The sequence below is a fragment of the Cognatishimia sp. SS12 genome (genome assembly GCF_028369055.1).
In the GTDB taxonomy this organism is placed as follows: Bacteria; Pseudomonadota; Alphaproteobacteria; order Rhodobacterales; family Rhodobacteraceae; genus Cognatishimia.
Genome location: NZ_JAQNCZ010000004.1, coordinates 96,772 through 123,288 on the forward strand (window position 1 = coordinate 96,772; position 26,517 = coordinate 123,288).

A 26,517-nucleotide genomic window follows, 5' to 3' on the forward strand; every position below is an offset into this window, starting at 1 on the left:
TAATTTGCAAAGGGATCTCCCGATGGTGGCACAGAAACTTTACGCCGGGGCCAAGCTGCGCGAGATGCGCGGGCGATTTTCCCTGACGCAGAAAGAGTTTGCCGGCAAACTGGGCGTGTCTTTGCCCTACCTCAACCAGATGGAAAACAACAACCGGCCGGTGTCCACCACCGTGCTGTTGGCGCTCGCGCAGGAGTTCGGCATTGACGTGACCGAACTTTCAAGCGGCGATTCTGAGCGTTTGGTCAGTGACATCCGCGAGGCGCTGGCCGATCCGATCCTGGCCGACGCCGAGGTGCCGCTGGCCGATATCCGCATGAGCGCGTCAAACGCCCCGGCCTTTGCCCGCGCCTTCCTGCGATTGCATCACGCCTATCGCCAGACCCATGAGCGGCTCGCCTCATTGGATGAGGCGCTGGGGCGCGATGATGTCAAAATGCAGCCCAGCCCCTGGGATGAGGTGCGCGATTTCTTTCATTATTGTGACAATTACATTGATGCGGTGGACCGCGCGGCGGAACGCTTCGCCGTAAAATCTGCGGATCAGGGCGGCATTCAGGCCGCCGCCTTGCAGGCACTGGATAATCTGGGCGTGACGATTGTTGTGGGGGACAGCGCCGCGATGCGCCGCTATGACCCCGCCAGCAAAACGCTGGAGCTGTCGCAATTTGCCACGCCGGAAACCCGCAGCTTTCAGCTTTTGCTGCAGGTCGCGCTCTTGCAACAAAACGCCCTGCTGGAGGCGACACTGGATCTGGCGCGGTTTCAATCCAACGCCGCGCGGCAGATCGCCAAGATCGGCCTTGCCAATTATTTCGCCGGTGCGGCCATCATGCCGTATGGGGCGTTTCTGGCCGCCGCCCAGCTACACCGCCATGATCTGGAAATTTTGGCGATGCAGTTCGGGGCCTCGATTGAGCAGGTGGCGCACCGCCTGTCGACCCTGCAGCGCCCCGGCCACAAAGGCGTGCCCTTCTTCTTTGTGCGCGTCGATCAGGCCGGCACCATCACCAAGCGCCATTCGGCCACACGGCTCCAATTTGCGCGGTTTGGCGGGGCCTGCCCGCTGTGGAACGTGCACCGGGCCTTTGAAACACCGGGGCGGTTCTTGCGTCAGCTGGCCGAGACGCCGGATGGGGTGCGCTATTTCTCGCTGGCCTGCGACATCTCAAAATCCGGGGGCCATTACGGCGCGCCGGTGCGGCGCTATGCAATTGCCCTTGGCTGCGAAATCAAACATGCCGATCAACTGGTCTATGCGGATAACCTTGATGCCAACAATGCCGCCGCCTTTGAACCGATTGGCATTTCCTGCCGCATTTGCGAGCGCCGCGATTGCCATCAACGCTCTGTCCCGCCGCTGGAGCGCAAGCTGACCATTCGCGAAAACGAACGCGGCGTGCTGCCCTATGAGGTCAGCTGATGCTGCGCCTCACGCTGCTGTGCCTCTTGGGCTTTCTTGGCTTTGCTGCCTTTGGCGGCTGGGCGGAACGGCTGGTGCTTTATCCCTTTGATCCGCGTCAGGTGCCCCCCGCAGAGGCCGGGCTGGCGCAGATGCAGGAAACCACCGTCACTGCCGAAGATGGCACTGCGCTCATCGTTTGGCATCAACCCGCGAAAAATGGCCGCCCCACCCTGCTATATTTTCATGGCAATGCGGGCAATCTGGCCGCCCGCGCCGGACGGTTTCAGCACTTTCTCAAGCGCGGCTATGGGGTCATTGCCCCGGCCTATCGCGGCAGCTCCGGCAGCCCCGGCGCGCCCACTGAAGCGCGTTTGATCGCAGATGCCGCTGCCGTGCGCGCCGCCATGGGCGCAGGCGGCAGGCTGCGCCCGCAGGGCAAGATCGTCATCTATGGCGAAAGCCTGGGCAGCGCGGTCGCCATTGGCCTCTTAGCGCATAATCCAAAAGCGGCCGATGGCGTTATTCTGGAAGCGCCCTTTGCCTCAATCGCCGATCTGGCGGCGCATCACTATCCGCAATTTGCCAGCCTAAGCGGGGCCTTACGGGATCAATGGCCTTCGCTGGATCGCGCCAAGGCGGCACTCCGTGCGCCGCTTCTGGTCCTGCGCGGCAGTGCCGACACGCTGATCCCGCCCGCGCAAAGCGCCGCCATTCACCGCGCCGCGCCCAGCCCGCGCAAACAATTGCTAACGGTGCCCGGCGGCACGCATACCACGCTCTGGCGCAGCGATGTGCTGCCGCAGTTTTGGCGGTTTATCGACGCGCTTTAGCGCTGCGCCTGCCGCCATTCGGGGTGCTGCCAGACATCCAGATTGGACGCGGGCAGTTGTTTGCCCAAAATGTGATCCGCCGCCTTCTCGCCGGTCATGATGGATGGACCATTCAGATTGCCATTGGTGATACGCGGAAAGATCGAGCTGTCCGCCACGCGCAGCCCCGCGACACCAATCACCCGGCACTCTGGGTCCACCACAGCGCCCGCATCCTCGACCGCCCCCATGCGGCAGGTGCCACAGGGGTGAAACGCGCTTTCGACGTGTTCGCGAATGAACCCGTCCAGCTCATCATCGCTCTGCAAATCTGCGCCGGGCTGGATTTCATGCTTCACATAGGGCGCAAAGGCCGGCTGGCCGAATATCTCGCGCGTCAGGCGGATGCAGCGGCGGAAATCGCGCCAATCGCTGTCCTGCGACATATAGTTGAACAAGATATTCGGCGCGGTGGCCGGATCACTGCTGGCCAGCGTGACGGCCCCGCGCGAGGCGCTGCGCATCGGGCCGACATGGGCCTGAAACCCATGACCTTCGGCGGCGGCCTTGCCATCATAGCGCACAGCCAGCGGCAAAAAGTGATACTGGATATCCGGGTAGTCCACGCCGGGGGCAGAGCGGATGAAAGCCGCGCTTTCAAATTGGTTGCTGGCCCCGAGACCGGATTTGGCAAAGAGCCACTGCGCCCCGACCAGCGCCTTTCCAAAGAGCGACCAATATTTATAGAGCGTCACGGGCTGGCTTGCAGCCATTTGCAGATAAAGCTCCAGGTGGTCTTGCAGGTTCTGCCCAACGCCCGCGCGATCAACGATGGGCGCAATGCCATGTTCCGCGAGATGCGCCGCAGGGCCAATACCCGAAAGCATCAGCAGTTTCGGCGAATTGATCGAGCCTGCCGCAAGGATCACCTCGCGCCGGGCCTCAACGATCTGCTTGCGCCCGCCGCTTGTGATCTCCACCCCGGTGGCGCGCCCATTTTCGATCACCACACGCTCGACAAAGCCGCGCAGCAGCGTGCAGTTGTCACGCTTAAGGGCCGGTTTGAGATAAGCATTGGCCGCCGACCAGCGCCGTCCTTTCCAGACGGTCATCTCCATCGCGCCAAAGCCTTCTTGCTGATGGCCGTTGTAGTCTTTGGTCACGGGATAACCCGCCTCGGCCCCGGCTTGCACGAATGCGGCGTGCAACGGGTTGTCGCGCGGGCCGCGGGTGACATGCAGCGGACCAGAGTCCCCACGCCAATCCGAAAGTTCCCCTTCTGCGCCGCCGTGCCAATGCTCCATCCGTTTGAAATAGGGCAGCACGTCAGCATAGCCCCAGCCCGCAGCGCCGCTTTCGGCCCAATGATCAAAGTCCCGCGCATGACCGCGCACATAGACCATCCCGTTGATCGAGCTTGATCCACCAACCACCTTACCGCGCGGCGTCACGAGTTGCCGCCCGCCCAGGTGCGGCTCTGGCTGGGTGTGATAGCCCCAATCATAGCGCCGCATGTTCATCGGAAAGCTCAGCGCGCCGGGCATCTGGATCAGCGGCCCCGCATCGGTGCCGCCATGTTCTAGCACCAGCACGCTGTGGCCCGCTTCGGCCAGACGGTAGGTCAGCGCGCAGCCCGCGCTGCCCGCCCCCACCACGACATAATCGGCAATCATCTGTTCCGCCATGCTCAGAACGCCGCCTCTACGTCGCCCATGCGCACATAGACAGATTTGACCTGGCTGTAGTGGTTGATCGCCTCTTTGCTGTTTTCGCGGCCAATTCCGCTGGCTTTGACGCCGCCAAACGGGGCCTCAACCGGGGCATCATTGTAAGAGTTGATAAAGCAGCTGCCGGCCTCCAGCTGCGCAATGACGCGGTGGGCGCGGGCAAAATCGCGGGTGAACACCCCGGCAGAGAGGCCAAATTCGGTCGCATTGGCGCGAGCAATCACCTCGGCCTCATCCTCAAAGTCGAGCACCGAGAGCACAGGGCCAAAGATCTCTTCGCGCGCGATGGTCATATCGTCGGTGACATCGGCAAAGACCGTGGGCGCAACGAAATAGCCTGCGCGATCTACACGGTTGCCGCCTGCGACCAGACGCGCGCCTTCGGCCTGCCCCTTGGCGATATAGCCCAGCACAATCTCCATCTGCCGCTCGGACACCATGGGGCCAAAATTCACGGCCTCGTCCAGTGGATCACCCATGACCACGCCTTTGAGCCGCGCGCTCAGGCGGCTCAGAAACGCCTCTTTGATGTCTTTGTGCACAAAGACGCGGGTGCCGTTGGAACAGACCTGCCCCGAAGAATAGAAATTGCCATTGATCGCGCCGCCCACGGCGTTGTCGATATCGGCATCATCAAAGATGATCAGCGGTGATTTACCGCCCAGCTCCATGGTGACATGTTTCATTTCGGCGGCGGCGGCGGCATAGACCTTTTTGCCAGTCGGCACCGAGCCGGTCAGCGACACCTTGGCGATGCGCGGATCGGTGGCCAAGGCCGCGCCGACATCACGCAGCCCCTGCACCACGTTGAACAGACCAGCAGGCGCGCCCGCTTCCATCATGATTTCCGCCACCTTAAGCGCCGAAAGAGGCGTCATTTCGCTGGGTTTGAAAATCATCGCATTGCCGCAGGCCAGCGCGGGCGCGGCTTTCCAGCAGGCAATTTGTGTCGGGTAGTTCCATGCGCCGATCCCGGCGCAGACGCCCAGCGGCTGACGCATGGTGTAAACCCAGTCCTCGCCCAAAGGGATATGCTCGCCGGTCAGGCTGGCGGCGAGACCGCCGAAATATTCCAGCGCATCCGCACCTGAGGTGGCGTCGGCCACCAAAGTTTCCTGCAAAGGTTTGCCAGTGTCTTGGGTTTCCAACTCGGACAGGCTGCGGTTGCGCGCGCGGATCAGCTCTGCCGCCTTGGTTAACACGCGCCCGCGCTCGCGCCCGCTGAGCGCGGCCCAGTCTTTCTGTGCCCGTTGGGCAGAGGTCAACGCCGCCTCCAGCACCGCGGGGGTCGCGCTGTGGACGGTGGCAATTCGCGCGCCAGTGGCCGGGTAGATCACGGCAATTTCTGCCCCGGCGGTGTCTTCAAGATAGGCCCCATCAACAAAATGGCTGGCGGTGGGCTGGGTCGGCGTGACGGTCATGGCGGCTCCGAAGGGTTGCGATCTAAGTTCAGCCGTTATTTAGAACAGTTATGCCATTTTTTAAATGGTCATTTAAGAAATTTTATGAACATTCAGATTGCACATTTGTTCCAGCCAGCCGAAACTGCGCGCATGAGCAGAAAACGCATCCGAGACATTCGCCACGATGAGCTGATTGCCGCCACGATCGCAGCGGTGCACAGCAAGGGCTATGCCGCTGTCACCATGGCAGAAATTGCCGCTGAGGCCGGGGCCACGGCGGCGAGTATCAACTATTATTTCGGCTCAAAGGACCGGCTGATGGAAGCCACCATGCGTCACCTGCTGGAGCTGCTGCGCCAAGCGACCTTGCGACGTCTTGCAGTGGCCGAGGGGCCGCAGGCACGGCTTTTGGCGGTGGTGGAGGCGAATTTTGACGACTCGCTGTTCCAGCCAGCGCAATGTTCGATCTGGGTGCAATTCTGGGCCAATGCCCCTTATTCCGCGCTGTTGGCGCGGTTGCACCACATCAACCGCCAAAGGGTGCGCAGCCATTTTCAAGCAGAGCTGCGCGCGCTTGTGCCCGGCGCGCAACGAGAAACCCTGCGGTTGGCACTGCAACATTATATGGATGGGATCTGGCTTCAGGCTGCGCAGAGCGATGCGCCGCTCTTGCCTGATGTCGTGCGCGCCGAAGCGCGCCGCGTGGCGCTCTTGCTGCTTGAAAGCGCGGCGCTTAGCTCATCATCAAAAGCGAGAGCGCAATCGCCCACATAACCACGCCGATCAGCGCATCCAGAATGCGCCAGGCCTTGGCTGAGGTAAAGAGTGGCCGCAACAGCCGTGCGCCATAGCCCAAGGCAAAGAAGAATGAAAAGCTGCCCAGCGCCGCGCCAATCGCAAAGCCAGCGGCAGAGGCATATTGCGCCGATAGCCCGCCCAGCAGCACCACGGTGTCCAGGTAGACATGCGGGTTGGCCCATGTGAGCAGCAGGCATGTGCCCAGCGCTGCGCCCACGGTCTGCGCGACGCGCCCCTCAGCAGCCAGCGCATCCCCGCCGCGGAAGGCGGATCTGAAGTTCATCGCGCCATAGACAAACAAGAATGCCGCCCCGCCCCATTTGGCCAATGTCACCACCATTGGAAAGGCGACAACCAGCGCCCCAAAGCCCGTGACGCCCGCAACAATCAGGATCAGATCAGAGAGCGCACAGGTCAGGACAACCGGCAGAACAAACTGCCCACGTAGCCCCTGCCGCAAGACAAAAGCGTTCTGCGCGCCGATCGCCATGATCAACGAAATACTCAGCAGATATCCTGCGATCAAAGACTGTAACATGGTGGCTCTCGCTGCTTTTGGCCTTGTGTAGCCAGCATGAATAGATTAATCAAATTAAAGTGACGCGCGCCACATAAGAGAAACTAATGAAATACGATTATCAGCATCTCGCGGCGCTGGCGTCGATCCTGCGTCATGGCAGCTTTGAAGCGGCAGCGGCGGATCTTTCTGTTACTCAATCCGCGATTTCCCAGCGCGTCAAGGCCCTCGAAGAGCGGGTCGGTACGCTTTTGATCACCCGTGGCAAACCCTGTGTCGGCACGGATGCCGGGCGGCGGTTGGCGGCCCATGCGGATCATATTGCCGCGCTGGACGCGCATCTGGCCCAGGACCTGGGAGAGCTGTCGCCCGCCCAGGGCGCGCGGTTGCGCATTGCGGTGAATGCCGACAGCTTGGCGACCTGGTTCATCAAGCCGCTCGCAGAGGTCGACGGCCATTTGTATGATCTGCACATTGATGATCAGGATTTCTCTGTCGAGCAGCTGCGCCGCGGCGAAGTGGCAGCAGCCGTGACCTCCCACGGCGATGCCATTGCAGGGTGCGATTCCCATTATCTCGGGCGGCTGCGGTATATCGCAACGGCAACGCCCGCCTTTATGGCGAAACATTTCCCAGGGGGGCCGATCCTCGATACTTTGGCCAGGGCGCCGATGCTGCGCTTTGATGAAAAGGATGCGCTGCAAACGCACTGGCTGCGCGCGCAGTTCGGCCAAGAGCTGCGGCCGCCGTTTCACAGCCTGTCCAGTTCGCAGGGTTTTGTGGATGGCTGCCTGCATGGGCTTGGGTGGGGTCTGAACCCCGAAGCACTGGTGCGCCCGCATCTGGACAGCGGCGCGCTGGTGCCGCTGTTGCCGGATGCGCCGCTGGAGACACCGCTGTATTGGCAGACCGCCCGTCTGATGCGACCGGCGCTCAAAAGGCTGACAAAAGCGATTTGCCAAACTGCGATCAAAACCCTGCCACAATAATGCCCGAGACACTTGTCAGGTTGCGCGGAATTACAACGCCTGCGCATCTGGGAGCATGTATGAGCGCGATTTCATTTGACGGGGTCGAACGCGGCCCTTCCTTTGGCTCGGCCCTATTTTTGACCGGGTTTGGCCTGCGGCTGCTTTGTGCTGGCGGCCTTGTATATCTGGGCACGCTCGCGCCTTTGGCGCTGCCGGTTCTGGCAGCGGCCTTGGCCACGGATCTGTTTGCCTTCTTTTGGCAACTGGTGCGGTTCAACGCGGCTTCGGTGGCCTATTTCAACAACACCGGCCGCTTCTGGCAGATCACAGCGGGCTATCTGCTGTTTCTCGTCATGGCCATTGCCATGCTGACGCAGTGGTGGCTGCTCTATGACAGTTCGGAACTGGCGCAGGCACGCAAGGCCGAGGCGGCCAATATGGCGTTGCACGGCGGGCCCAAGGTCGAGCGGTTCAAGATGACCCTGTCCAAAGACCGCAAGAGCCTGGAGTTCACGGGTGTGGTGTCACAGGGCACGCTTGACGATCTGGTGCCGATCTTCAATCGGGTTCCCGAGCTTGAAACACTGGTGCTGAACAGCGCGGGCGGTAACCTTTATGCGGCGCGCGAAATGGCGCAAGAGGTGATGGCGCGCGGGCTAAACACCCATGTTGAGCGGGAATGCGGTGCAAGTTGCACATTGGTGTTTGCCGCCGGGCGCGAGCGCACGATGAACGCGGGCGCGGAGCTTGGATTTCATCGCTATGGTCTTGATTTCCTACAACTTCTTGCGCATGTGAAAATCGAGGAAGAATTGCCCAAAGACCGGCAATATTTCCTGGGGCGCGGCATCAATTCCGACTTTATCGAACGCGCCTTTGATCTGGAGCGCGAGGCCCTCTGGGCCCCGGGCCGCCGGGCGCTGTTCAACGCGGGCGTCTTGACCCAGCCCTAAGCCAAACAAAAAGCCCACCGCAACGCGGTGGGCTTTCGCAATCAATGTGGCGGCGCTTAGAGCTGCGCCATGACCTCATCGCTGGCTTCAAAGTTGGTGGTGACGCGCTGCACGTCATCATCATCTTCCAGCGCATCCACCAACCGCATCAGCTTTTGCATGTCCTCAAGACCCAGCTCTGTGGTGGTGGTGGGTTTCCAGATCAGCTTGGTGCTTTCCGACTCGCCCAGGTCCGCCTCAAGCGCGTTGGACACATCGTTCAGATCCGTGTCTGCGCAATAGATGATATGGCCATCTTCGCTGCTGTCCACATCCTCTGCCCCGGCTTCAATCGCCGCCATCATGATGTCATCCGCATCGCCGGCATCAGCCGGGTAAACCACCTCGCCCTTGCGCTCAAACATAAAGCCAACCGAACCGGTTTCCCCGAGGTTGCCGCCGTTCTTGGAAAAGGTCGACCGCACGGTGGAGGCGGTGCGGTTTTTGTTGTCGGTCATGGTTTCCACGATCACCGCAACGCCGTTCGGCCCATAGCCTTCGTAGCGGATCTCATCGTAGTTTTCCGCGTCGCCACCGATGGCTTTTTTGATCGCGCGTTCGATCACGTCCTTGGGCACCGATTGGCCCTTGGCTTCTTTCACGGCCAGACGCAGGCGCGGGTTTTTGTCAGGATCAGGGTCGCCCATTTTCGCGGCAACGGTGATTTCCTTTGCCAGTTTCGAAAACAGCTTGGACCGCGCAGCGTCCTGACGCCCTTTGCGGTGCTGGATATTTGCCCATTTACTGTGGCCAGCCATCGTGTTTGCCCTACCGTTAATTCAAATTGGGCTTCGTATAGCCCAGAGACCACCCCGGCTGCAAGTTGCCCAAGAGAGGGCTTTTCCCCTTGTTTTGCGCGCGCCGCTCGGGTTGGCTGAGAAAAAACAGAAGAGCATGTCCATGACCCAAGACCAGATCATCCTTTTCGCCCTGTTTGGCGCTGTATTTGCACTGCTGCTTTGGGGTCGGTTTCGCTATGATCTGGTCGCCTTCAGCGCGCTTTTGGCCGGAGTTATTCTGGGCGTGGTGCCGGAAAAAGACGCTTTTTCCGGCTTTGGTCATCCCGCCACTTTGGTGGTGGCACTGGTCTTGGTGGTCTCCGCCGGGCTGGTCCGGTCGGGCGCGGTGTTTCTGATCACCCGCACCTTGGTGGACAGCAGCCGCAGTCTGGGCCTGCACATCAGCCTGATGGGCGGTGTTGGTGGGGTGCTGTCGGCCTTTATGAACAATGTGGCGGCGCTGGCGCTGCTGATGCCGGTGGATGTTCAGACGGCGCGCAAGGCGCAGCGCAGCCCGGGGCTGTCGCTGATGCCCTTGTCCTTTGCCACCATTCTGGGCGGCATGGCGACGCTGATTGGCACCCCGCCCAATATCATTATTGCCACCATCCGCGAAGATGCACTCGGCGCGCCCTTTAAGATGTTTGATTTCGCGCCCGTGGGCGGCATCACCGCAATTGCCGGCCTAACCTTTGTGGCCCTGGTGGGCTGGCGGTTGATCCCGGCGCGGGGTGATGCGGGCAGCGCGCTGAGCGATATCACCGAATATATGGCCGAACTCACGGTGCCCGAGGACAGCAAACATATCGGCAAGCGCCTGGCGGAATTCGAAGAAACCGCCGCCAAAACCGACGTCGCGATTCTGGGGCTGATCCGCGACAAAAAGCGCCGCTACGGCAATGCGCGCAATGTGGCCCTTGCGGCGCATGACACATTGATCCTTGAGGCGACGCCAGATGCGCTGGATGAATTCCGCGCCGCGCTGTCGCTGAATTTCTCAGACGAAAAGCGCGAAGAAAAACTGAAAGCCGCGGGCGACGGGCTGGATGTGATCGAAGTGGTCGTGCCCGTGACCGCGCGCATCGCCGGGCGCACGGCAGAACGTTTGGGGCTGACCTGGCGACAGAACGCTGTGCTGATGGGCATTTCCCGCCAAGGGCGCAGCATCACGCAGCACCTGCGCAAAACCGTGGTGAAACCCGGCGATATCCTACTGCTGCTGGTGCCCAAGGATCGCGGCGATGACATCACCGATTGGCTGGGCTGCCTGCCGCTGGCCGACCGCGGGCTTGCGGTGACCGCCGATGACAAAGTCTGGCTGGCCATTGGCATTTTCGCCGGGGCGGTCTTTGCCGCCGCGCTGGGTCTGATCTATCTGCCTGTGGCCTTGGGGCTTGTGGTCATGGCCTATGTGCTGACCAAAATCGTGCCGCTGTCAGAGCTTTACACCCATATCGAATGGCCGGTTGTTGTGCTGCTCGGCAGTATGATCCCGCTGGGCGCAGCGCTGGAGCGTGTGGGCGGCACAGAGTTGATCGCGGGCACATTGGTTGATCTGACCGCCGGGTTGCCCGCCTGGGCCATCCTGACCGTGCTGATGCTTGTGACCATGACGCTGAGCGATGTGCTGAACAATACCGCCACGACGATTGTGGCCGCGCCGGTCGGGATTCAGATGGCGCAATCTTTGGGGGTGTCGCCAGATCCGTTTCTGATGGCGGTGGCAATTGCGGCCAGCTCGGCGTTTCTGACCCCGATTGGGCACAAGAACAACACGCTGATCTTGGGGCCCGGTGGCTACCAGTTTAGCGATTACTGGCGCATGGGGCTGCCGCTGGAAATTCTGGTTGTGGCCGTCTCGATCCCTTCGATCCTGATCTTCTGGCCGCTGTGACCAAACGGTCACCAAAAAGGCGACGAGGCTGCTCCCCGTCGCCTTGGAAGTTTAGTTCAGGACAATCGAAATGCCTGCAAAAAGCCCTTCATCGCCGGTTGAGGCACCGGAGTATCCGACACGACCGGACACGCGGTCATTGACCTGATAGCTGGCTGTCACATCCCAGTAGGTATTGGCAAAGACGTCGCTTTTACCAAAGGAGGCCTTCACGCCAATCTCGTCCGTAAGGGAGGTGCCCAAAGTGACTTTGCGATCAAAGGTTTCCGCCTCTGGATCATATGCAAGATAGAGCTCACCCCAGGCCTTCTCGGTGATCGGGCTGCCCGCGATCACATAGGCTTCGCCGCAGCAATTGCCGGTGACGCCGTTAAACAAATAGCGGGCATAGCCAACATCGAGGTATTGGCCGCCTGCAAAGTCATGACGATAGCCAAGAGAGACATCGACCTCAGCGGAATCATTTGTGCCAAAATCGACATTGGTTGCGAAAATACCCAGATAGGCCCCGCCGTATCCAATCGACAGGTAGGGTTGAATCGCAGGGCCGTTGGAGGTCTGCGTGGTTCCTGCCACGAGGTTGTCGGTAACGATATCAACGCTTGCAAAGAACGACAGTTCTTCTGCGGTTGCTGCGATTGGCGCGGCCAGAAGGGCGGCTCCAAAGAGTGCGGCTTTCATTTCTTGTCTCCTCAACGCCAATTTCAGGCGTCCCTTTATTGATTTTAAGTGCGGCCTAGGGACCGCAAGACAACACATAAAGAGGCAATCGAAGAGATCAGATATCCAAGAAATTATGGGTTCATCAGCCAGAGGTGATCTGGATTAGGGCACAAGCGGCCAGATGAATGGGATAATCAGGCTGGCCAGCAGACCAATGCTGAGATTGAGCGGAATGCCCACACGCAGAAAGTCGCTGAAACGATAGCCGCCGGGGCCATAGACCAGCATATTGGTTTGATAGCCGATGGGCGTGGCGAAGCTGGCCGAGGCCGCCACCATCACCGCAACCACCAAGGGGCGCGCATCAATGCCCATGGCCTCAGCCAGGCCAACCGCAATCGGCGTGACCACAACTGCCACCGCGTTGTTTGAGACCATTTCGGTCAGAACCGACGTCAGAAGGTAGATCGCCCAGACCACCAGAAACGGCGGCAACATCCCAAGGTAGGGGGACAGCGCCTCGACAATCAGCCGCACCGCGCCCGAGCTTTCCAGCGCCACGCCAATGGCCAGCATCGCAAAAATCAGCGCCAAAAGCCGCCCGTCAACGGCGGCAAAGGCCTCGTCCGCGTCAATGCATCGGGTGATCAGCACCACGGCCACCGCGAGGATGGACAATAGGAATATCGGCGCAACGCCAAAGCCCGCCAGCGCCACAATCGCCACCAATGCCAGCAGCGCAATCGGGGCATGGCTGCGGCGGTATTCGCGCTCGCTCGGCTGGCTGACCGAGACCATATCCATATCACTGGCCAGACGCTGAATATCCGCAGGCGCGCCCTCAAGCAGCAGCGTGTCGCCAACGCGCACGATCAGATCATCGAGCTGCAGGCCAATGTTCTGGTTTTTGCGGTGCACCGCCAATGTGTACACACCATAGCGGCGGCGCAGGCGCATGCTGCCAAGCCGCCGGCCCACCATGCGGCAGCCCGGGGTGATCAGCACCTCGACGGTTTTGGTTTCGATGGCCGAAACCTGATCAACCGGCTTTAGCGACTTGTCGCGCTGCAGGCTCAAAAGCTCGGTCATCTTGGTGCGCAACACCACGCGGTCGCCCACCTGCAGCTTTACGTCTTTCAGGTTGCGGCGCAGCGACAGATCCCCGCGCACCACATCGACCAAACGCACCCCTTCGCGTTTGAAAAGCTGCACGCCCGTCACTTCGCGCCCAATCAGATTTGAGTCGGGCGGCACCACCGCTTCGGTAAAGAATTTCATCTGGCTGCGGTTGCCCAAAAGGCTGGCCATGCTGGCGCGATCCGGCAGCAGACGGGGGCCAATGAACCGCAGATAGAACATCCCCCAGGCCACGAGGATCACCCCCAGCGGCGTGACCTCAAAAATCGAAAAGGCCTCCAGCCCCTGCGCGCGCGCAACCCCATCCACCAGAAGGTTGGTTGAGGTGCCAATCAGCGTCAGCGTGCCGCCCAGAATCGCCGCGTAACTGAGCGGGATCAAAAGCTTGCTGGCCGAAACCCCCAAGGTGCCGCTGAGCTGGATAAAGACCGGGATCATCACCACCACCACCGGCGTATTGGACACGATGGCCGACGCGATGATCACAAAACCCATCAAAAGCGCAATCGCCAGTTTTGGGTTTGTCTGCGCCTTGCGATCGGCCAGATGGGTAAAGGCCGACAGCGCCCCAGTGCGCACCAGCGCCCCCATGACAATGAACATGGCGGCAATGGTCCAAGGCGCGGGGTTTGACAGCACATCCAGCGCCTGATCATAGGGCAAAACCCCCAACATCAGCAGCGCTGCCACCCCCGCGATGGCGACAACTTCCGTGGGAAAGGTTTCGCGCAGGAACAACAGGAACATCACCCCCACGGTGCAGAGGGTCAGGATGGCCTGCGTGGTCTGGGTGAACTGGAAATAGTCCATAGATCTGCCCTATGAAGTGCCTTGGTGCGGCGCTCAGCATCAACCATGGCGCGGCTGCGCGCAAGCGAGCTCTCTTTATTGGGGGGAAATTTCTCGCGCCGCGCGCCTCAGCTGGGGCCGGCCTGCGCCAGTCGCCCCCCCTGGCGCACCATTTCAATGCGCGTGGCCGCACCGCTGCGGTCATCCGTTTCGACATAGACCCCGGCCAGCGTTGCCTCCCCCGTCGCCGGGGTAAAGCGGGCCTTGGGCATGCCAGTGATAAAGCGGCGCATCGGCTCGGCCTTTTCCATGCCAATGACTGAATTGTAATCGCCGCACATGCCCGCATCGCTTTGAAAGGCCGTGCCGCCGGGCAGGATCTGCGTATCTGCCGTCGGCACATGGGTGTGGGTGCCCACCACAAGCGAGGCGCGCCCATCGCAGAAATGCCCCATGCCCATTTTCTCAGAGGTCGCTTCGCAATGCACATCCACAATGCTGGCCTGCACCATGCCGCCGCGCGGATGGGCGCGCAGCACCTTGTCGACCGCAGAGAACGGATCGCCGAAGGGGCGTTTCATAAAGACCTGCCCCAGTACCTGCACCACCAGCACCTTGCGACCACCGCGTGCCTCAAACACGCGAAAGCCCCGGCCCGGCACATCACCTTGCGCATAGTTCATCGGGCGAATAATGCGGCTGTCACTCTGGATATGCTGCAGCATGTCTTTCTGATCAAACGCATGATCGCCCAGCGTGACGCAATCTGCGCCCGCATCAAACATCAGTTTGGCGTGATCGGCGCTCAGCCCCATGCCATTGCTGGCGTTTTCCGCATTGACCACGATGAAATCAAGCGCCCAGTCCTTGCGCAGGCGCGGCAAGTGCTCTGCGATGGCAGCGCGCCCCGCGCGCCCCATGACATCTCCGAGAAACAGAATTTTCATAGGCATGTGGCCTACGCCAGCACGCGCGGCGGAACAAGGCCCATGTCACACCCTGCGACGGTTTTCCGCCCTAGGCGCGCGAAAAGCTGCGAATACCCGCCTCGGTCACGATCATGTCCAGCGGCTCATCGGTTGGCTCCAGCGGCAAGGCCTCTGCCTCTTGAGCGGCAAAGGCAAAACCAATGGCCAAGGTCGCGCGTTTGGCCCGCAGCTGCGCCAATGTGCGGTCATAGAAGCCGCCGCCATAGCCAAGGCGCCCGCCGCGCGCATCAAAGGCCACCAAGGGCACGATCACAATTTCCGGTTCAAAGAAATCGTCGACCTCCGGCACCGCCGCTCCAAATGCCCCGTCGCGCAGCGCGCCATCCGGCTGCCAGCGCGAGAATTTCAGGGGCCGATCCGCCCCAGTAATCACCGGAACGCCCACCGGGCCATGCGCTGTCGCTTCGGCCATGGCGGCCAGCGGGCTGATTTCGGTCTGAATCGGCATGTAGCCCGCCAAGGGCACACCGCGATAGCCGGCCAGCACTTCGGAAAGATACCCCGCCTGCCCCGGCAGCTTGCTGGCAAAGGCCGCCTTGCGGCGCGCAAAGGCAGCGCGCCGTGCGGCGGTTTTGGCGGCGGTCAGATCATCCATCCCCGGCCCCTTTACAGCAGCAATGCGCTGGCCAGCGCCAGAAAGGCAAAGAAGCCCACCACATCGGTGACGGTGGTCACAAACGCACCCGAGGCGAGCGCCGGGTCAATGCCGAATTTCTCAAGCAGCACCGGAATGCCGGTGCCCGCGAGGCCCGCCACCACAAGGTTGATCACCATCGCAACGCCGATCACCGCCCCCAGCATCGGCGAGCCAAACCAGATAATGCCGATAATGCCCATCACCACCGCAAACAGCACCCCATTGACCAGCCCCACAAGGCTTTCGCGGCGAATAACCCGCCAGACGTTGGCACTGGTCAAGTCGCGGGTGGCCAATGCACGCACCGCAACCGTCAGCGACTGCGTCCCCGCATTGCCCCCCATCGAGGCCACGATTGGCATCAGAACTGCCAGCGCCACGATCTGCGCAATCGTTGCCTCAAACTGCGCAATCACCAGCGAGGCAAGGATCGCCGTCACCAGATTGACCGCGAGCCACGGCAGACGCTGTTTGGTGGTTTCCATCACCTTGTCCGACAGGGAGCTTTCTTCGCCCACACCCGCCAGACGCAGGATGTCCTCTTCGTGTTCCTCATCCAGCACCGACATCGCGTCATCAATGGTGATAACGCCAACAAGTCGTTCGTTTTCATCGACAACCGGGGCCGAAATCAGGTGGTATTGGTTAAACGCATAGGCCACGTCGCCCTCATCCTGCGTCACCGGAATGGTGCGGAACATCTCTTCGGCCAGCGCTGTCAGCGGCGTATCGCGCGGCGCGCCCATAATCTTGCCCAGGGTGACATTGGCCACCGGGCGCAGGCGTGGATCGACCAGGATCACGTGGTAAAACTGTTCCGGTAGTTCATCGGCACCGCGCATATAGTCGATGGCATCGCCCACAGTCCAATGCTCCGGGGCCATCACGGTTTCGCGCTGCATCAAGCGGCCTGCGGAAAACTCCGGGTAGCTCAGCGCCTTTTCGACCGCGACCCGATCCGCATCTTCCAGCGCCTCAAGGATGGCTTCCTGCTGCGGTTCATCCAGATCCTCGACCAGATCAACCACATCGTCGGAGTCAAGCTCGCGCACCGCATCCGCCAGCACTTCGGGCGTCAGGTCGGCAATGACCTCTTCGCGGATGCTGTCATCCAGTTCGGACAGGATTTCGCCGTCAAATTCCTGACCATAAAGCATGATCAACGCGCGCCGCTCCGGCCCGTTCACCTGCTCAAGAAGGTCGGCGATATCCGCTGCGTGCAGCGGCTCCATCAACGCGACAAGCTGGGCGCGATTGCCGGTATCGACCGCCTCCAGAACCGCAGCGCGCAGTTTGGGGTCAAGGGCGTAGGCGTCTTCTTCGTCCAGCTCGGCCTCGGCGATTACCTGATCACTCTGTTCGGTCACGATTTCACCTCCCGAGGGCCGTACTGCGTTGCAGCGAACATAGGGGAGGAGCCGGTCGAAACTCAATGGTATAGCCGCGATTTACTCGGGATTTTCTGCGGGGTAGTCTCAGGTTGATTTAGGAGCGCGCATTATGACATCGCCAGAGGGCACATTACTACTTGGCCAGACCCTTGCATTCACGGATGACCCTTTTGTTGTTCCTGTCGACGCCGCAGTACAGCATGCCCGGCGCGGCGCCGTGCTGATGCAAGCGGGCAAAATTGCCGCGGTTGGCGAGGCAGACAAAATGCGGGCGCTGCACCCAAAGGCCCAGGTCGTCGACTATGGCGATGGCGTGATCATGGCCGGGTTTGTGGATGCCCATGCGCATTATCCGCAGACGGCGATGATTGCCAGTTGGGGCAAGCGGCTGATCGACTGGCTGAACACCTATACTTTTCCGGAAGAAATGCGCTTTGATGATCCCGCCTATGCGAGCGAAATCGCCAATCGCTATCTGGATCTGACCTCCAGCCATGGCACCACAACTGTGGCCAGCTATTGCACCAGCCATCCGCAATCGGCCGACGCCTTTTTTGAGGCCGCCAAGGCGCGCGGGCAACGGGTGGTCGCGGGCAAAACCTGCATGGATCAGAACGCCCCGGCAGCGCTGCTGGACACGGCGCAATCGGCCTATGACGACAGCAAAGCGCTGCTGCAGAAATGGCATGGCAAAGGGCGCCTTGGCTATGCGATCACGCCGCGGTTTTCGCCGACCTCAACACCGGATCAGCTGGCTGCGATGGGCGCGCTGTGGCAGGAAAACCCAGATTGCCTGATGCAGACCCATCTGTCCGAGCAGACCGATGAAATTGAATGGGTCAAAGCGCTTTATCCCAGCGCGCGCGACTATTTGGACACCTATGAAATGCATGGGCTGCTCGGGGAACGCGGGCTTTATGGCCACGCGATCCACCTGACCGACCGCGAACGGGCGCGCCTGCGCGAAACCGGCGCGGGTCTGGTGCATTGCCCCACCTCCAACACCTTTATCGGGTCCGGCATCTTTGACATGATGGGGCTCGTGCAGGATGGGCAGCGCGTGGGTCTGGCCACCGATACCGGCGGCGGATCTTCGTTTTCGATGCTGCGCACGATGGCCGCAGCCTATGAGCTGGGCCAATTGCGCGGCACACCGCTGCACGCGGCGCAGTTGATTTGGCTGTCCACGGTGGGCAGCGCCCGTGTGTTGCATCTGGATAACAAGATCGGCAACCTGACCGCCGGCCAAGAGGCGGACGTGATTGTGCTCGACCTGGCCTCCACCCCCGCCATTGCGCAGCGTGAGGCCGAAGCCGAAACCCTCTGGGAGGCGCTGTTCCCCACGTTGATGATGGGGGACGACCGGGCGATTGCGTCTGTTTGGATCAATGGGGCGCAGGTCAGATAGCCCTGCGCTCAGCAGCGGCGCCCCAGCACCATCACCCAGATATTGCCCGCCCCCCGGGTCACGCCAATTTCAGTCACGCTGTAATCCAGCAGGTTAGCCCGGTGCCCGGGTGAGCTGATCCAGCCGCGCGTCACCGCGCGCGGGCTGCGATGGCCCTGGGCGATGTTCTCGGCGATCACGCAGAACTGATAGCCCCGGCGCAGGGCGCGATCCCCCACGTCCGAGCCGTCAGACCCCTGATGGGAAAAGAACCGATAGCGGCGCATATCTTCGCCATGTGCATAGGCCACATGTTCCAGAACGGTTGAAATTTGTAGCGGCGGCAGCCCGTGTTTGGCGCGATAGTCATTTGTCAGTGTCGCAACCTCGCGCACTGGCCCGGCCTCTGCCGTCTGACTCATCATCAGCGCTGCCATCGCGGAAAGGATCAGCATCCTTACACGCATGTCACTTACTCCAGCAACGCCCCCACAAGCGCAGATTGCCGTGAAAGTGCTAACGGAAGGTTAATTGTGGTGAGCTGATGATCACGCACGACGGTGCGCCCTTCGACCAGCAGATCGCGCACCCGCTGCGGCCCGGCCAGCAGCAGCGCCGCCGCATCCCAGCTGCCGGCGCTCTCAAGGCCGCCGGTGTGCCAAATCGCGATATCAGCGCGCTTGCCCACGGCAATCTGCCCGCAGTCCGCGCGACCCAGCACGTCGGCCCCGCCGCGTGTGGCCAGGCGCAGCGCCTCATGCGCCTTCAGCGCCTCTACGCCAAATGCCACCCGCTGCAACAGCAAGGCCTGCCGCGCTTCGCTGATCAGATTCGACATGTCATTGCTGGCCGACCCATCAACGCCAAGCCCCACCGGCACCCCCGCGCGGCGCATGTCGGCAATAGGCGCGATGCCCGAGCCGAGCCGGCAATTCGAGCACGGACAATGCGCAACCCCGGTGCGCGTTTTTGCAAATAAATCAATCTCCTGCGTGTCAAGCTTCACGCAATGCGCATGCCAGACATCGGGGCCTGTCCAGCCTAAATCTTCGGCATATTGCCCCGGACGGCAGCCAAATTTTTCCAAGGAATACGCGATGTCCTGATCGTTCTCTGCCAGGTGGGTGTGCAGCATCACGCCTTTGTCACGCGCCAAAAGCGCGGCGTCGCGCATCAATTCGCGGCTGACGGAAAACGGCGAACACGGCGCAATCCCCACACGCAGCATCGCCCCCTCGCTGGCGTCGTGATGGCGGTCAATCAGGCGGATGCAATCCTCCAGAATGGCCTCTTCGCGCTCCACCAGTTGATCGGGCGGCAGGCCCCCTGCGCTTTCCCCAATGCTCATCGCGCCGCGGGTCGGATGAAACCGCAGCCCAATCTCTTGGGCGGCCTCGATCGTATCGTCCAGCCGCGCGCCGTTTGGAAACAGATAGAGGTGATCTGAGGTCAGTGAGCAGCCAGAGAGCGCCAGCTCGGCAAGGCCGATTTGGGCCGAAACAAACATCTCTTCGGGTCCAAAGCGTGCCCAGATGGGGTAAAGCACCTTCAGCCAGTCAAAGAGCGGCGCATCCTGCGCGGCGGGTACGGCGCGGGTCAGGGTCTGAAAGAGGTGGTGATGCGTGTTCACCAGCCCCGGCGTGATAACGCAGCCTTGGGCGTTTATCACCTCGCCGCCCGAACGAAGCCCCTGCCCGATCTCAACAATCTGGCCAGAACTGACGCGAATATCGCAGCCGCTTAAGCGGCGATCCTGATCATCCATCGTCAGGATGACATCAGCGTTTTTGATCAGGATTTCAGATGTGTTTTCAGGTTTTTGCACAGCACGCTCCACAGACCCGTTTCGGTGTGGCGTGGCACGGACGATGACAGAAAACGGGCAAAGGACTCATCGTGCAGGCACGTTAGCCAAAGCGCGGCCTCACCTGCAACCCAGAGTTTAGCTTTCGGCGCAATTTTTCGTCAGCACGGCCAAGGCGGCCGCGTGAATTTCGGCATTGGCGGCGGCGATCACGCGGCCACCCTGATGGGCCGGGCCGCCGTTCCAATCTGTGACGATGCCGCCCGCCGCCTCGATCACGCCAATCGGCCCCTGAATGTCATAGGGCTGCAGCCCCGCCTCGATCACCAAATCAATCTGCCCCGCCGCCAGCAGCGCGTAGGCGTAGCAATCCATGCCAAAGCGCGTCAGCTTGACGGCCTCAGACACTGCATCAAACGCGGCGCGCTCTGCCGGGGTGCCCACTTCGGGGAAGGTGGTAGAGAGCGTCGCGTCTACAAGCGGGCCGGCCGGTTTGGTGGCAAGCGCGCGCGCGCCCATCGGGCCACGCATTTCTGCAGTGCCAAAGCCGCCGACAAAGCGCTCGCCAATATAAGGCTGGTCGATCATCCCCATAAGGGGCCCATTGGCATCTGACAAAGCAATCAACACGCCCCACGTCGGCGTGCCGGAAATAAAAGCGCGGGTGCCATCGATCGGGTCGAGCACCCAGGTCAGCCCAGAGGATCCGGCGCTGTGGCCGTATTCTTCGCCCAAAATGCCATCCTGCGGGCGTTTGGCGTCAAGCACGGCGCGCATCGCGCGTTCTGCGGCGCGGTCCGCTTCGGTCACGGGATCAAACCCGCCCTCTTCCTTATTGTCCGCCCCCAGACCGGCCTGCCGAAAAAACGGCAAAATGGCCGCACGCGCAGCGTCGGCCATTTCATGAGCAAGAGCCAGAAGCTCTGTTTGTTCTGATGTACTTACCGTCATATCCGCCCCCGGTCCTGCTGCAGCAGCGCTACAGCAGCAGGGGCGAAAACTCAAGCGACGTTGCTGAGAACGCGCGCCAGATCAAACAGGCGACGGCGCTGATTTTCCGGGATGGCATAATAAGAGCGCACCAAATCAAGCGCTTCTTTATCGCTCATCAGATCAGCAGGTACCGAAGAGCCAGACTGTTTGGCGTCGCTGGTCTCGCCAATCCCTTCAAAGAAGAAACTGACAGGCACATCCAACGCTTCGGCGATATCCCAAAGGCGGGAGGCGCTGACACGGTTGGCACCGGTTTCATATTTCTGGATCTGCTGGAATTTGATGCCGACTTGCTCCGCCAGCTGCTGCTGGGTTTTACCGACAAGCCACCGACGGTGACGAATTCGCTTACCGACATGCACATCAACAGGGTGCGTCATTGGGTAACTCCTTAGTTTACTAATGACCAAACAGGCAAAAACGGCGCCTTGCTCGGGCGTCTCGCCAGCTCCCATACTGACAAATACGACTTGTTAAGACAGCTGCGCATCCCTACAGCAGCAACTTATATTAGCATTTCATTCAAATTGATCAAGTTATTTGAGAATAGATTTCAACAAAAGTAACCCTAGGTTGCTGAATATTGCGAGCAATATGACGCGCCGTTTTCATTTCTTTCCGGCGCGTCTTTGGCGTATCACTTGGGCGGAAATTCACAGGTCTCGGGGGCCCCATGCGCGCGTATCAGATCAGTTCATTTGACACACCGGCACAGGTGGTTGACCTGCCGGTGCCCAGCCCAAAACGCGGTGAAATCCAGCTCAAGATCCGCGCCTGTGGGTTGAACTTCGCGGATTTGCTGATGCAGAAAGGCACCTACCAGGACACGCCCGATTTGCCCTTTGTGGGCGGTATGGAGGTGGCGGGCGTGGTGTCTGCGCTTGGCCCTGAGACTGATGGTCCCGAAATTGGCAGTCGCGTGGCGGTTTTTGGTGGTCAGGGCGGTCTGGCGGACTATGGCTGCTTTCCCGCAGAGCGGGCAATTTCTTTACCGGAATCAATGCCTTTCGAAGATGCGGCCGCCTTTCTGATCGCCTATGGCACCAGCCATGTGGCGCTGGATTATCGCGCGCGGCTGCAACCGGGTGAAACGCTTCTGGTGCTTGGCGCTGCCGGGGGTGTGGGGCTGACGGCGGTTGAGATTGGCAAACTGATGGGCGCGCGGGTCATCGCCTGCGCGCGCGGACAAGACAAACTGGATGTGGCCGCCCGCGCGGGCGCGGACCATCTGATTGATGCACAGACCGACGATCTGCGCGGCGCGATCAAAGCGCTCGGTGGGGCGGATGTTGTTTACGACCCGGTTGGGGGTGAGCAGTGGAAAGCCGCCTTCCGGGCGGCGAACCCGGACGCGCGATTGCTGCCGATTGGCTTTGCCAGCGGCGAGGTTCCGAAAATTCCCGCCAATCACATGCTGGTGAAAAACCTGAGTGTTCTGGGTGTCTATTGGGGCGGATATTTGCAGTTCAAACCGCGAATCATCACCGACAGCCTGACCCAGCTGTTCAGTTGGTACAGCGAGGGGCGGCTGAAACCGCATGTCAGCCATGTGCTGCCGCTCGAAGAGGCCGCAAAGGGGCTTGACCTGCTGCGGCGGCGCGCCTCAACCGGCAAGGTTGTGATCAAAATCTAACCCCGGGATCTCGCCCCAACCCCTCAGCTGATCGACGCAAGGCGCGGTGCCTCAGCGCGTCTGTCCAGCCTGTCATGTCGGGGCATCAAGGTGCAGAAGGCTTGGCGCAGCATGTCAGCCATGGCGCTGCGCGCCTCGCTGGTATCGCGCTCTGCGCCATACATATTGATGTGTTGAAAGCCCAGATCGGGCAGCGCACCATTGTGCTGCACCACTTCCAAATGCGGCGGCTCGGTCCCCTCAAGCATCGACATAACCGCCAGATCCGCGCTGACCGTCGCCTCCACCGCGCGATCTGACGAACTGTCCAGCGCAGGCTCCCATTCGATCCCGACCTGATCCAACGCCGCCAGTGTACCCGGACGAAAGAGGCAATTCTGACAAGAGGCAAAGCGCAGCGGGCGCCGCCGCCATGAGGCTCCGCCAATGGCCCCGACCCAGACAAGCGGCGTTTCGCACAGCACCTCGGACTCGGCGGTGGGCGAAGCTTCGGTTGTCAGAATGATATCAAACTCTCCGCGCGAAAATTCGTCTTTCAAGGCGCTGGTAAAGCTGAAGTTCAGGCTGACTTTGACGCGCGGAAAGGCGCGGCTGAACTGTTGCAGCACATGCGGGATGGCCGGATAGACAATATCATGCGGCACGCCCAGACGCAGGCGGCCCTCAAAATCATCATGTGTGAGGCGGCGCACCACTTCGTCGTTTAGGGACACCATGCGCCGCGCATAGCCCAAGAGCTGCTCGCCCTCCGCGGTCAGGGCGACGGTGCGCCCGCTGCGATCCAGCAGGTTGACGCCCAGCATCTCTTCGAGCCGCTTCAACTGCATTGAGACGGCAGATTGCGTGAGGTTGAGAAAACCCGCCGCTTTCGTGACCCCGCCAAGATCCGCCACCGTCATGAAACTGCGCAGGGTGGTTACGTCCAAATTTCTCATCATCACAATCCTTGATGCAAGGCCGTACAAACATTCGTTTTCAAAATCTGACACACCCAAGCATATTCATCAAGAGTTTTGATGAACTCGCCACAATGCATCACTTATTGAGAAAGGAAAGGACCATGACTCTTATTCAAGCCTTCGGTCGCATCACCGGCCTCTCTGCAGGCCAGCGGACATCCGTGGCGGACATCATCGCGCTGATGCGCCAGCGCAATGATCTGCGCAAACTGACGCCGTCGCAATTGCACGATATCGGCCTGACGGAGGCTGATGTCACCAAAGAGCTGCAACGCTCTGTCTTTGATGTGCCAAACTATTGGCATCGCTAAGAAAGGAACACCGGCGCATTTTTACCGAAAATAGCGCCGGAACTCCTTGAAAAGCCACTGTCTCTGCCCGATATTCTGTTAGGACGGCTGCCGGGTATCCCTGGCGGCCGAATGAGCAAATTTCGGAGGCTTTGATGGCTCAATTTGATACAATTCGTGGCGTCGCAGGGGCCCGCTCAGCGGAGATCGATGCAGGGCTGCGCGCGCATATGAACAAGGTCTACGGCACCATGTCCGTGGGGATGTTCATCACCTTTTTGGCGGCATGGGCCATTTCCGGTCTGGCGGTAACGGCCGACCCATCGCAGGCGGTGGCGCAGATTGGCGCGGATAAATACCTGACGTCCTTTGGCGCGGCGATCTACACCTCGCCGTTGAAATGGGTGATCATGTTTGCACCTCTGGCCTTTGTGTTCTTCGGCTTTGGCGCAGCGATGAATCGGCTGAGTGCCGCAGGTGTTCAAACCGTGTTCTATGCCTTCGCGGCCCTCATGGGCCTGTCGATCAGCTGGATCTTCCTGCAGTTCACCGGCTATTCGATCATTCAGGTTTTCCTGATCACATCGATTGCCTTTGCGGGCCTGTCGCTCTGGGGTTACACCACCAAAAAGGACATCTCTGGCTGGGGCTCTTTCCTGATCATGGGTGTGATCGGCCTGATCGTGGCCTCGATCGTCAACATCTTCCTCGCCTCTTCCGCCATCGCCTTTGCGGTATCGGTACTGGGTGTGTTGATCTTTGCTGGCCTCACCGCCTATGACACGCAGAACATCAAGAACACCTATCTGATGCATGCGCACAGCGGTGACACCGAGTGGCTGGGCAAAGCTGCCATCATGGGCGCGCTGAACCTCTATCTGGACTTCATCAACATGTTCATGATGCTGCTGCAGCTGCTGGGCAATCGCGAATAAGCGCGACTCACCCACCTTTACAGATCGAAAACCGGCCCCTTCGGGCCGGTTTTTTTTGGGGGTCAATTTCCCGCTTTGCAAATAAGTTGAAGCACTTAGGTGTGGGGCGACAGATTATAGGTTTTATGTTAAGTTTAACCCTTCTTTAACTCGGGAGGACGGTATGAAGAAATTTCTCACCACAACCAGCATCATCCTAGCGCTTGCAGCGTCCGGTGCCCATGCGGGCATTGGCAACGGTAATGGCGTGGACAATGGCAATAAGAACGGATGGGAAGATTCTGGCGGCGGATACCAGGGCAATGTGCCCAAAGGGTTGAATGTCAGCGGTGACAATGGCCGCGTCGACAATGGTGGCGGCAATGGCGGTGAAAACCTTGAGGGCAACACCCCCAACAAGAATGGCGAAGATGGCCGCGGGGATGACGACCCGAATTGATCTGATGCCCACATGACAGTCATGGCCGGCCCCTTTTGGGCCGGCTTATTTATGCGCGCGGGCCGGGCGTTTGAAGAAAGGTCTTCACAAAGTGCAGCGGGATTGGCACAACATGGGCAACGAAAGGATTGCCCATGCTGACCAGTCGATTTGCCTTGGCCGCCGCGCTTGGTACCACCGCAGCCACCGCGCAGGCGGAGACCTCCGGGACCACCACCGACGCCTGGACCCTGCTTGAGCAAATCAAGGTCACAGAGATCATTACCGAAACTTCCTATGAGGTGAAGAAATCCTATCCGGGTGATCTGCAAGAACTTGGCCGCGATATCGAAATTTCCGGCTACGCGGTGCCGATGTACCCCGGGTCCGAGATCACCGAGCTGCTGCTGGTGTCGGACATGGGGCTTTGCCCCCTCTGCGGGAATTCCGAGCACGGGGCCAATCTGCAGATCGTACTGGCCGAGCCCATCACGCAGCTGGATGAAACCAAACGCATCGTGCTGCGCGGGGATCTGGCCCCGGTGCTGGACCCGGAAACCTGGCAGGCCGCGATCATGCGCAACGCAAAGATCATTCTGCAGTAACCGGCGCGAAACACAGCATCATGTCAACCGCCGGGAAAAACAGCCCCGGCTCCAGCGTCAGCTCAATCTCGCCGCGCGGCTCAAAGCCCAGCGCCGCGTAAAACGGCACCGCGGTGAGCGTACTCATGCAGCGCAGCCCGCGCATGCCCTGTGTCTGGGCCGAGACCAAGGCATGACGCGCAATCGCCCCGCCAATCCCGCGGCGCAGGGCACTTGGGTCCACCGCCACATGACGCATATGCCCCTCACCCGCACAACTCAGCCCGCGCGTGGGGCTCATGTCGGTCCAGCCCCCTGCCCCAAGAATGCGACCATCAGAGCCCTCGGCGACAAAATAGGTGCCACAGCCCAAGAGCTCGGGTCGCGCCTGCGCGATGCGCGGCAAGGCTTTGGCCAGAATGCGCGGGTGATAGTCAGGTTTCAGCAAGTCGCCATAACTGCGGCGCATCATCGCTGAAATGGCATCAGCATCCTGAAGGCTGGCGGGGCGGATCGTAAATTCAATGGGCATGGTCCCTGTCCTGAAGAAGTGGTCAGTCTTCAGCGCGACCCGGGTTTTCACCTGCCAGAAAAGCAAAAAGCCGCGCTGATC

The 26,517-nt window shown here is 60.6% G+C and carries 27 protein-coding genes; 12 read left to right on the top strand and 15 right to left on the bottom strand.

Features of this window, described 5'->3' with window-relative positions; genetic code table 11:
• Window positions 1-22: 22 nt before the first annotated feature.
• The gene (locus N6L24_RS09900) at window positions 23-1,423 is read left to right on the top strand and encodes a helix-turn-helix domain-containing protein (RefSeq protein WP_271844523.1); all 1,401 of its coding nucleotides are present in this window, start codon (window positions 23-25) and stop codon (window positions 1,421-1,423) included.
• Entirely contained in the window at window positions 1,423-2,235 is an 813-nt protein-coding gene (locus N6L24_RS09905) for an alpha/beta hydrolase (protein ID WP_271844524.1), read from the top strand. Before N6L24_RS09900 ends, N6L24_RS09905 begins: the two co-directional genes overlap by 1 nt.
• Here the strand turns inward: N6L24_RS09905 and betA are convergent.
• The gene (gene betA / locus N6L24_RS09910) at window positions 2,232-3,887 is read right to left on the bottom strand and encodes a choline dehydrogenase (protein ID WP_271844840.1); all 1,656 of its coding nucleotides are present in this window, start codon (window positions 3,885-3,887) and stop codon (window positions 2,232-2,234) included. The genes N6L24_RS09905 and betA overlap by 4 nt on opposite strands.
• A 14-nt stretch (window positions 3,888-3,901) precedes the next feature.
• A complete protein-coding gene (gene betB / locus N6L24_RS09915; protein ID WP_271844525.1) occupies window positions 3,902-5,362 on the bottom strand; it encodes a betaine-aldehyde dehydrogenase in 1,461 nt (486 codons plus the stop codon).
• A 132-nt stretch (window positions 5,363-5,494) separates the two neighbouring features.
• On the opposite strand from betB, the gene betI reads away from it, so the two are divergent.
• Window positions 5,495-6,118, top strand: a complete 624-nt coding sequence (gene betI / locus N6L24_RS09920; RefSeq protein WP_271844841.1) for a choline-binding transcriptional repressor BetI — start codon at window positions 5,495-5,497, stop codon at window positions 6,116-6,118.
• On the opposite strand, the gene N6L24_RS09925 is transcribed toward betI, so the two are convergent.
• Complete coding sequence (locus N6L24_RS09925) at window positions 6,078-6,680, bottom strand: LysE/ArgO family amino acid transporter (protein WP_271844526.1); 603 nt, start codon at window positions 6,678-6,680, stop codon at window positions 6,078-6,080. The two genes, betI and N6L24_RS09925, sit on opposite strands and share 41 nt — an antisense overlap.
• A gap of 86 nt (window positions 6,681-6,766) precedes the next feature.
• Between N6L24_RS09925 and N6L24_RS09930 the strand changes: the two genes are divergently transcribed.
• Together N6L24_RS09930 and N6L24_RS09935 are read left to right on the top strand one after the other, a co-directional pair.
• Complete coding sequence (locus tag N6L24_RS09930) at window positions 6,767-7,648, top strand: LysR family transcriptional regulator ArgP (protein ID WP_271844527.1); 882 nt, start codon at window positions 6,767-6,769, stop codon at window positions 7,646-7,648.
• A gap of 59 nt (window positions 7,649-7,707) precedes the next feature.
• Window positions 7,708-8,583 carry a hypothetical protein gene (locus N6L24_RS09935; RefSeq protein ID WP_271844528.1) on the top strand — a complete coding sequence of 292 codons (876 nt, stop codon included), beginning with the start codon at window positions 7,708-7,710 and terminating at the stop codon, window positions 8,581-8,583.
• 56 nt (window positions 8,584-8,639) lie between these two features.
• Here N6L24_RS09935 and N6L24_RS09940 read toward each other — a convergent pair whose 3' ends face one another.
• Window positions 8,640-9,380 carry a YebC/PmpR family DNA-binding transcriptional regulator gene (locus tag N6L24_RS09940; RefSeq protein ID WP_271844529.1) on the bottom strand — a complete coding sequence of 247 codons (741 nt, stop codon included), beginning with the start codon at window positions 9,378-9,380 and terminating at the stop codon, window positions 8,640-8,642.
• A 142-nt stretch (window positions 9,381-9,522) separates the two neighbouring features.
• On the opposite strand from N6L24_RS09940, the gene N6L24_RS09945 reads away from it, so the two are divergent.
• A complete protein-coding gene (locus tag N6L24_RS09945; protein WP_271844530.1) occupies window positions 9,523-11,295 on the top strand; it encodes an SLC13 family permease in 1,773 nt (590 codons plus the stop codon).
• Between the two features lie 51 nt (window positions 11,296-11,346).
• Here the strand turns inward: N6L24_RS09945 and N6L24_RS09950 are convergent, their stop codons facing one another.
• From N6L24_RS09950 to mgtE, 5 genes are all read right to left on the bottom strand, one after another.
• Window positions 11,347-11,976 (bottom strand): TorF family putative porin, encoded by a 630-nt coding sequence (locus tag N6L24_RS09950; RefSeq protein ID WP_271844531.1) that lies wholly within the window; start codon window positions 11,974-11,976, stop codon window positions 11,347-11,349.
• Between the two features lie 144 nt (window positions 11,977-12,120).
• Entirely contained in the window at window positions 12,121-13,905 is a 1,785-nt protein-coding gene (locus N6L24_RS09955) for an SLC13 family permease (RefSeq protein WP_271844532.1), read from the bottom strand.
• Between the two features lie 107 nt (window positions 13,906-14,012).
• Window positions 14,013-14,831, bottom strand: a complete 819-nt coding sequence (locus tag N6L24_RS09960; protein WP_271844533.1) for a TIGR00282 family metallophosphoesterase — start codon at window positions 14,829-14,831, stop codon at window positions 14,013-14,015.
• A 70-nt stretch (window positions 14,832-14,901) separates the two neighbouring features.
• The gene (locus N6L24_RS09965) at window positions 14,902-15,468 is read right to left on the bottom strand and encodes a 5-formyltetrahydrofolate cyclo-ligase (protein ID WP_271844534.1); all 567 of its coding nucleotides are present in this window, start codon (window positions 15,466-15,468) and stop codon (window positions 14,902-14,904) included.
• Window positions 15,469-15,479: 11 nt separating this feature from the next.
• Window positions 15,480-16,877 (bottom strand): magnesium transporter, encoded by a 1,398-nt coding sequence (mgtE, locus tag N6L24_RS09970; protein ID WP_271844535.1) that lies wholly within the window; start codon window positions 16,875-16,877, stop codon window positions 15,480-15,482.
• Between the two features lie 133 nt (window positions 16,878-17,010).
• Between mgtE and guaD the strand changes: the two genes are divergently transcribed.
• Complete coding sequence (gene guaD / locus N6L24_RS09975; RefSeq protein ID WP_271844536.1) at window positions 17,011-18,309, top strand: guanine deaminase; 1,299 nt, start codon at window positions 17,011-17,013, stop codon at window positions 18,307-18,309.
• 8 nt (window positions 18,310-18,317) lie between these two features.
• On the opposite strand, the gene N6L24_RS09980 is transcribed toward guaD, so the two are convergent.
• From N6L24_RS09980 to N6L24_RS09995, 4 genes are all read right to left on the bottom strand, one after another.
• Window positions 18,318-18,755: a CAP domain-containing protein gene (locus tag N6L24_RS09980; RefSeq protein ID WP_271844537.1), complete on the bottom strand. Its 438-nt coding sequence runs from the start codon at window positions 18,753-18,755 to the stop codon at window positions 18,318-18,320.
• Between the two features lie 5 nt (window positions 18,756-18,760).
• Window positions 18,761-20,113 carry an 8-oxoguanine deaminase gene (locus N6L24_RS09985; protein ID WP_271844538.1) on the bottom strand — a complete coding sequence of 451 codons (1,353 nt, stop codon included), beginning with the start codon at window positions 20,111-20,113 and terminating at the stop codon, window positions 18,761-18,763.
• 117 nt (window positions 20,114-20,230) lie between these two features.
• Window positions 20,231-21,043, bottom strand: a complete 813-nt coding sequence (hisN, locus tag N6L24_RS09990) for a histidinol-phosphatase (protein ID WP_271844539.1) — start codon at window positions 21,041-21,043, stop codon at window positions 20,231-20,233.
• A 50-nt stretch (window positions 21,044-21,093) separates the two neighbouring features.
• The gene (locus N6L24_RS09995) at window positions 21,094-21,465 is read right to left on the bottom strand and encodes a helix-turn-helix domain-containing protein (RefSeq protein ID WP_271844540.1); all 372 of its coding nucleotides are present in this window, start codon (window positions 21,463-21,465) and stop codon (window positions 21,094-21,096) included.
• A gap of 293 nt (window positions 21,466-21,758) precedes the next feature.
• Between N6L24_RS09995 and N6L24_RS10000 the strand changes: the two genes are divergently transcribed.
• Entirely contained in the window at window positions 21,759-22,718 is a 960-nt protein-coding gene (locus N6L24_RS10000; protein WP_271844541.1) for an NADPH:quinone oxidoreductase family protein, read from the top strand.
• A gap of 23 nt (window positions 22,719-22,741) precedes the next feature.
• Here N6L24_RS10000 and N6L24_RS10005 read toward each other — a convergent pair whose 3' ends face one another.
• Window positions 22,742-23,653, bottom strand: coding sequence for a LysR family transcriptional regulator (locus tag N6L24_RS10005; protein ID WP_271844542.1), 912 nt, complete (start codon window positions 23,651-23,653; stop codon window positions 22,742-22,744).
• A gap of 125 nt (window positions 23,654-23,778) precedes the next feature.
• Here N6L24_RS10005 and N6L24_RS10010 point away from each other — a divergent pair, with 125 nt between their 5' ends.
• The 4 genes from N6L24_RS10010 to N6L24_RS10025 all read left to right on the top strand — a co-directional run bounded on the left by N6L24_RS10010 (window position 23,779) and on the right by N6L24_RS10025 (window position 25,925).
• Window positions 23,779-23,988 carry a DUF1127 domain-containing protein gene (locus N6L24_RS10010; protein WP_271844543.1) on the top strand — a complete coding sequence of 70 codons (210 nt, stop codon included), beginning with the start codon at window positions 23,779-23,781 and terminating at the stop codon, window positions 23,986-23,988.
• 134 nt (window positions 23,989-24,122) lie between these two features.
• A complete protein-coding gene (locus N6L24_RS10015) occupies window positions 24,123-24,902 on the top strand; it encodes a Bax inhibitor-1/YccA family protein (protein ID WP_271844544.1) in 780 nt (259 codons plus the stop codon).
• A 163-nt stretch (window positions 24,903-25,065) separates the two neighbouring features.
• Window positions 25,066-25,341 carry a hypothetical protein gene (locus N6L24_RS10020; RefSeq protein WP_271844545.1) on the top strand — a complete coding sequence of 92 codons (276 nt, stop codon included), beginning with the start codon at window positions 25,066-25,068 and terminating at the stop codon, window positions 25,339-25,341.
• Window positions 25,342-25,475: 134 nt separating this feature from the next.
• The gene (locus N6L24_RS10025) at window positions 25,476-25,925 is read left to right on the top strand and encodes a hypothetical protein (RefSeq protein ID WP_271844546.1); all 450 of its coding nucleotides are present in this window, start codon (window positions 25,476-25,478) and stop codon (window positions 25,923-25,925) included.
• On the opposite strand, the gene N6L24_RS10030 is transcribed toward N6L24_RS10025, so the two are convergent.
• Complete coding sequence (locus N6L24_RS10030; RefSeq protein ID WP_271844547.1) at window positions 25,912-26,436, bottom strand: GNAT family N-acetyltransferase; 525 nt, start codon at window positions 26,434-26,436, stop codon at window positions 25,912-25,914. The genes N6L24_RS10025 and N6L24_RS10030 overlap by 14 nt on opposite strands.
• Between the last annotated feature and the right edge of the window lie 81 nt (window positions 26,437-26,517).

Bases quoted from the DNA above. Each gene is read 5' to 3' on its own strand.
- N6L24_RS09935 (WP_271844528.1), top strand. From the start codon at position 7,708: ATGAGCGCGATTTCATTTGACGGGGTCGAACGCGGCCCTTCCTTTGGC.
- N6L24_RS09925 (WP_271844526.1), bottom strand. From the start codon at position 6,680: ATGTTACAGTCTTTGATCGCAGGATATCTGCTGAGTATTTCGTTGATC.
- guaD (WP_271844536.1), top strand. From the start codon at position 17,011: ATGACATCGCCAGAGGGCACATTACTACTTGGCCAGACCCTTGCATTC.
- hisN (WP_271844539.1), bottom strand. From the start codon at position 21,043: ATGACGGTAAGTACATCAGAACAAACAGAGCTTCTGGCTCTTGCTCAT.
- N6L24_RS09930 (WP_271844527.1), top strand. From the start codon at position 6,767: ATGAAATACGATTATCAGCATCTCGCGGCGCTGGCGTCGATCCTGCGT.
- N6L24_RS09950 (WP_271844531.1), bottom strand. From the start codon at position 11,976: ATGAAAGCCGCACTCTTTGGAGCCGCCCTTCTGGCCGCGCCAATCGCA.
- N6L24_RS10015 (WP_271844544.1), top strand. From the start codon at position 24,123: ATGGCTCAATTTGATACAATTCGTGGCGTCGCAGGGGCCCGCTCAGCG.
- betB (WP_271844525.1), bottom strand. From the start codon at position 5,362: ATGACCGTCACGCCGACCCAGCCCACCGCCAGCCATTTTGTTGATGGG.
- N6L24_RS09940 (WP_271844529.1), bottom strand. From the start codon at position 9,380: ATGGCTGGCCACAGTAAATGGGCAAATATCCAGCACCGCAAAGGGCGT.
- N6L24_RS10025 (WP_271844546.1), top strand. From the start codon at position 25,476: ATGCTGACCAGTCGATTTGCCTTGGCCGCCGCGCTTGGTACCACCGCA.
- N6L24_RS10020 (WP_271844545.1), top strand. From the start codon at position 25,066: ATGAAGAAATTTCTCACCACAACCAGCATCATCCTAGCGCTTGCAGCG.
- N6L24_RS09980 (WP_271844537.1), bottom strand. From the start codon at position 18,755: ATGCGTGTAAGGATGCTGATCCTTTCCGCGATGGCAGCGCTGATGATG.
- N6L24_RS10000 (WP_271844541.1), top strand. From the start codon at position 21,759: ATGCGCGCGTATCAGATCAGTTCATTTGACACACCGGCACAGGTGGTT.
- betA (WP_271844840.1), bottom strand. From the start codon at position 3,887: ATGATTGCCGATTATGTCGTGGTGGGGGCGGGCAGCGCGGGCTGCGCG.
- N6L24_RS10030 (WP_271844547.1), bottom strand. From the start codon at position 26,436: ATGCCCATTGAATTTACGATCCGCCCCGCCAGCCTTCAGGATGCTGAT.
- N6L24_RS09965 (WP_271844534.1), bottom strand. From the start codon at position 15,468: ATGGATGATCTGACCGCCGCCAAAACCGCCGCACGGCGCGCTGCCTTT.
- betI (WP_271844841.1), top strand. From the start codon at position 5,495: ATGAGCAGAAAACGCATCCGAGACATTCGCCACGATGAGCTGATTGCC.
- N6L24_RS09995 (WP_271844540.1), bottom strand. From the start codon at position 21,465: ATGACGCACCCTGTTGATGTGCATGTCGGTAAGCGAATTCGTCACCGT.
- N6L24_RS09960 (WP_271844533.1), bottom strand. From the start codon at position 14,831: ATGAAAATTCTGTTTCTCGGAGATGTCATGGGGCGCGCGGGGCGCGCT.
- N6L24_RS10005 (WP_271844542.1), bottom strand. From the start codon at position 23,653: ATGAGAAATTTGGACGTAACCACCCTGCGCAGTTTCATGACGGTGGCG.
- N6L24_RS09945 (WP_271844530.1), top strand. From the start codon at position 9,523: ATGACCCAAGACCAGATCATCCTTTTCGCCCTGTTTGGCGCTGTATTT.
- N6L24_RS09955 (WP_271844532.1), bottom strand. From the start codon at position 13,905: ATGGACTATTTCCAGTTCACCCAGACCACGCAGGCCATCCTGACCCTC.
- N6L24_RS10010 (WP_271844543.1), top strand. From the start codon at position 23,779: ATGACTCTTATTCAAGCCTTCGGTCGCATCACCGGCCTCTCTGCAGGC.
- N6L24_RS09900 (WP_271844523.1), top strand. From the start codon at position 23: ATGGTGGCACAGAAACTTTACGCCGGGGCCAAGCTGCGCGAGATGCGC.
- N6L24_RS09905 (WP_271844524.1), top strand. From the start codon at position 1,423: ATGCTGCGCCTCACGCTGCTGTGCCTCTTGGGCTTTCTTGGCTTTGCT.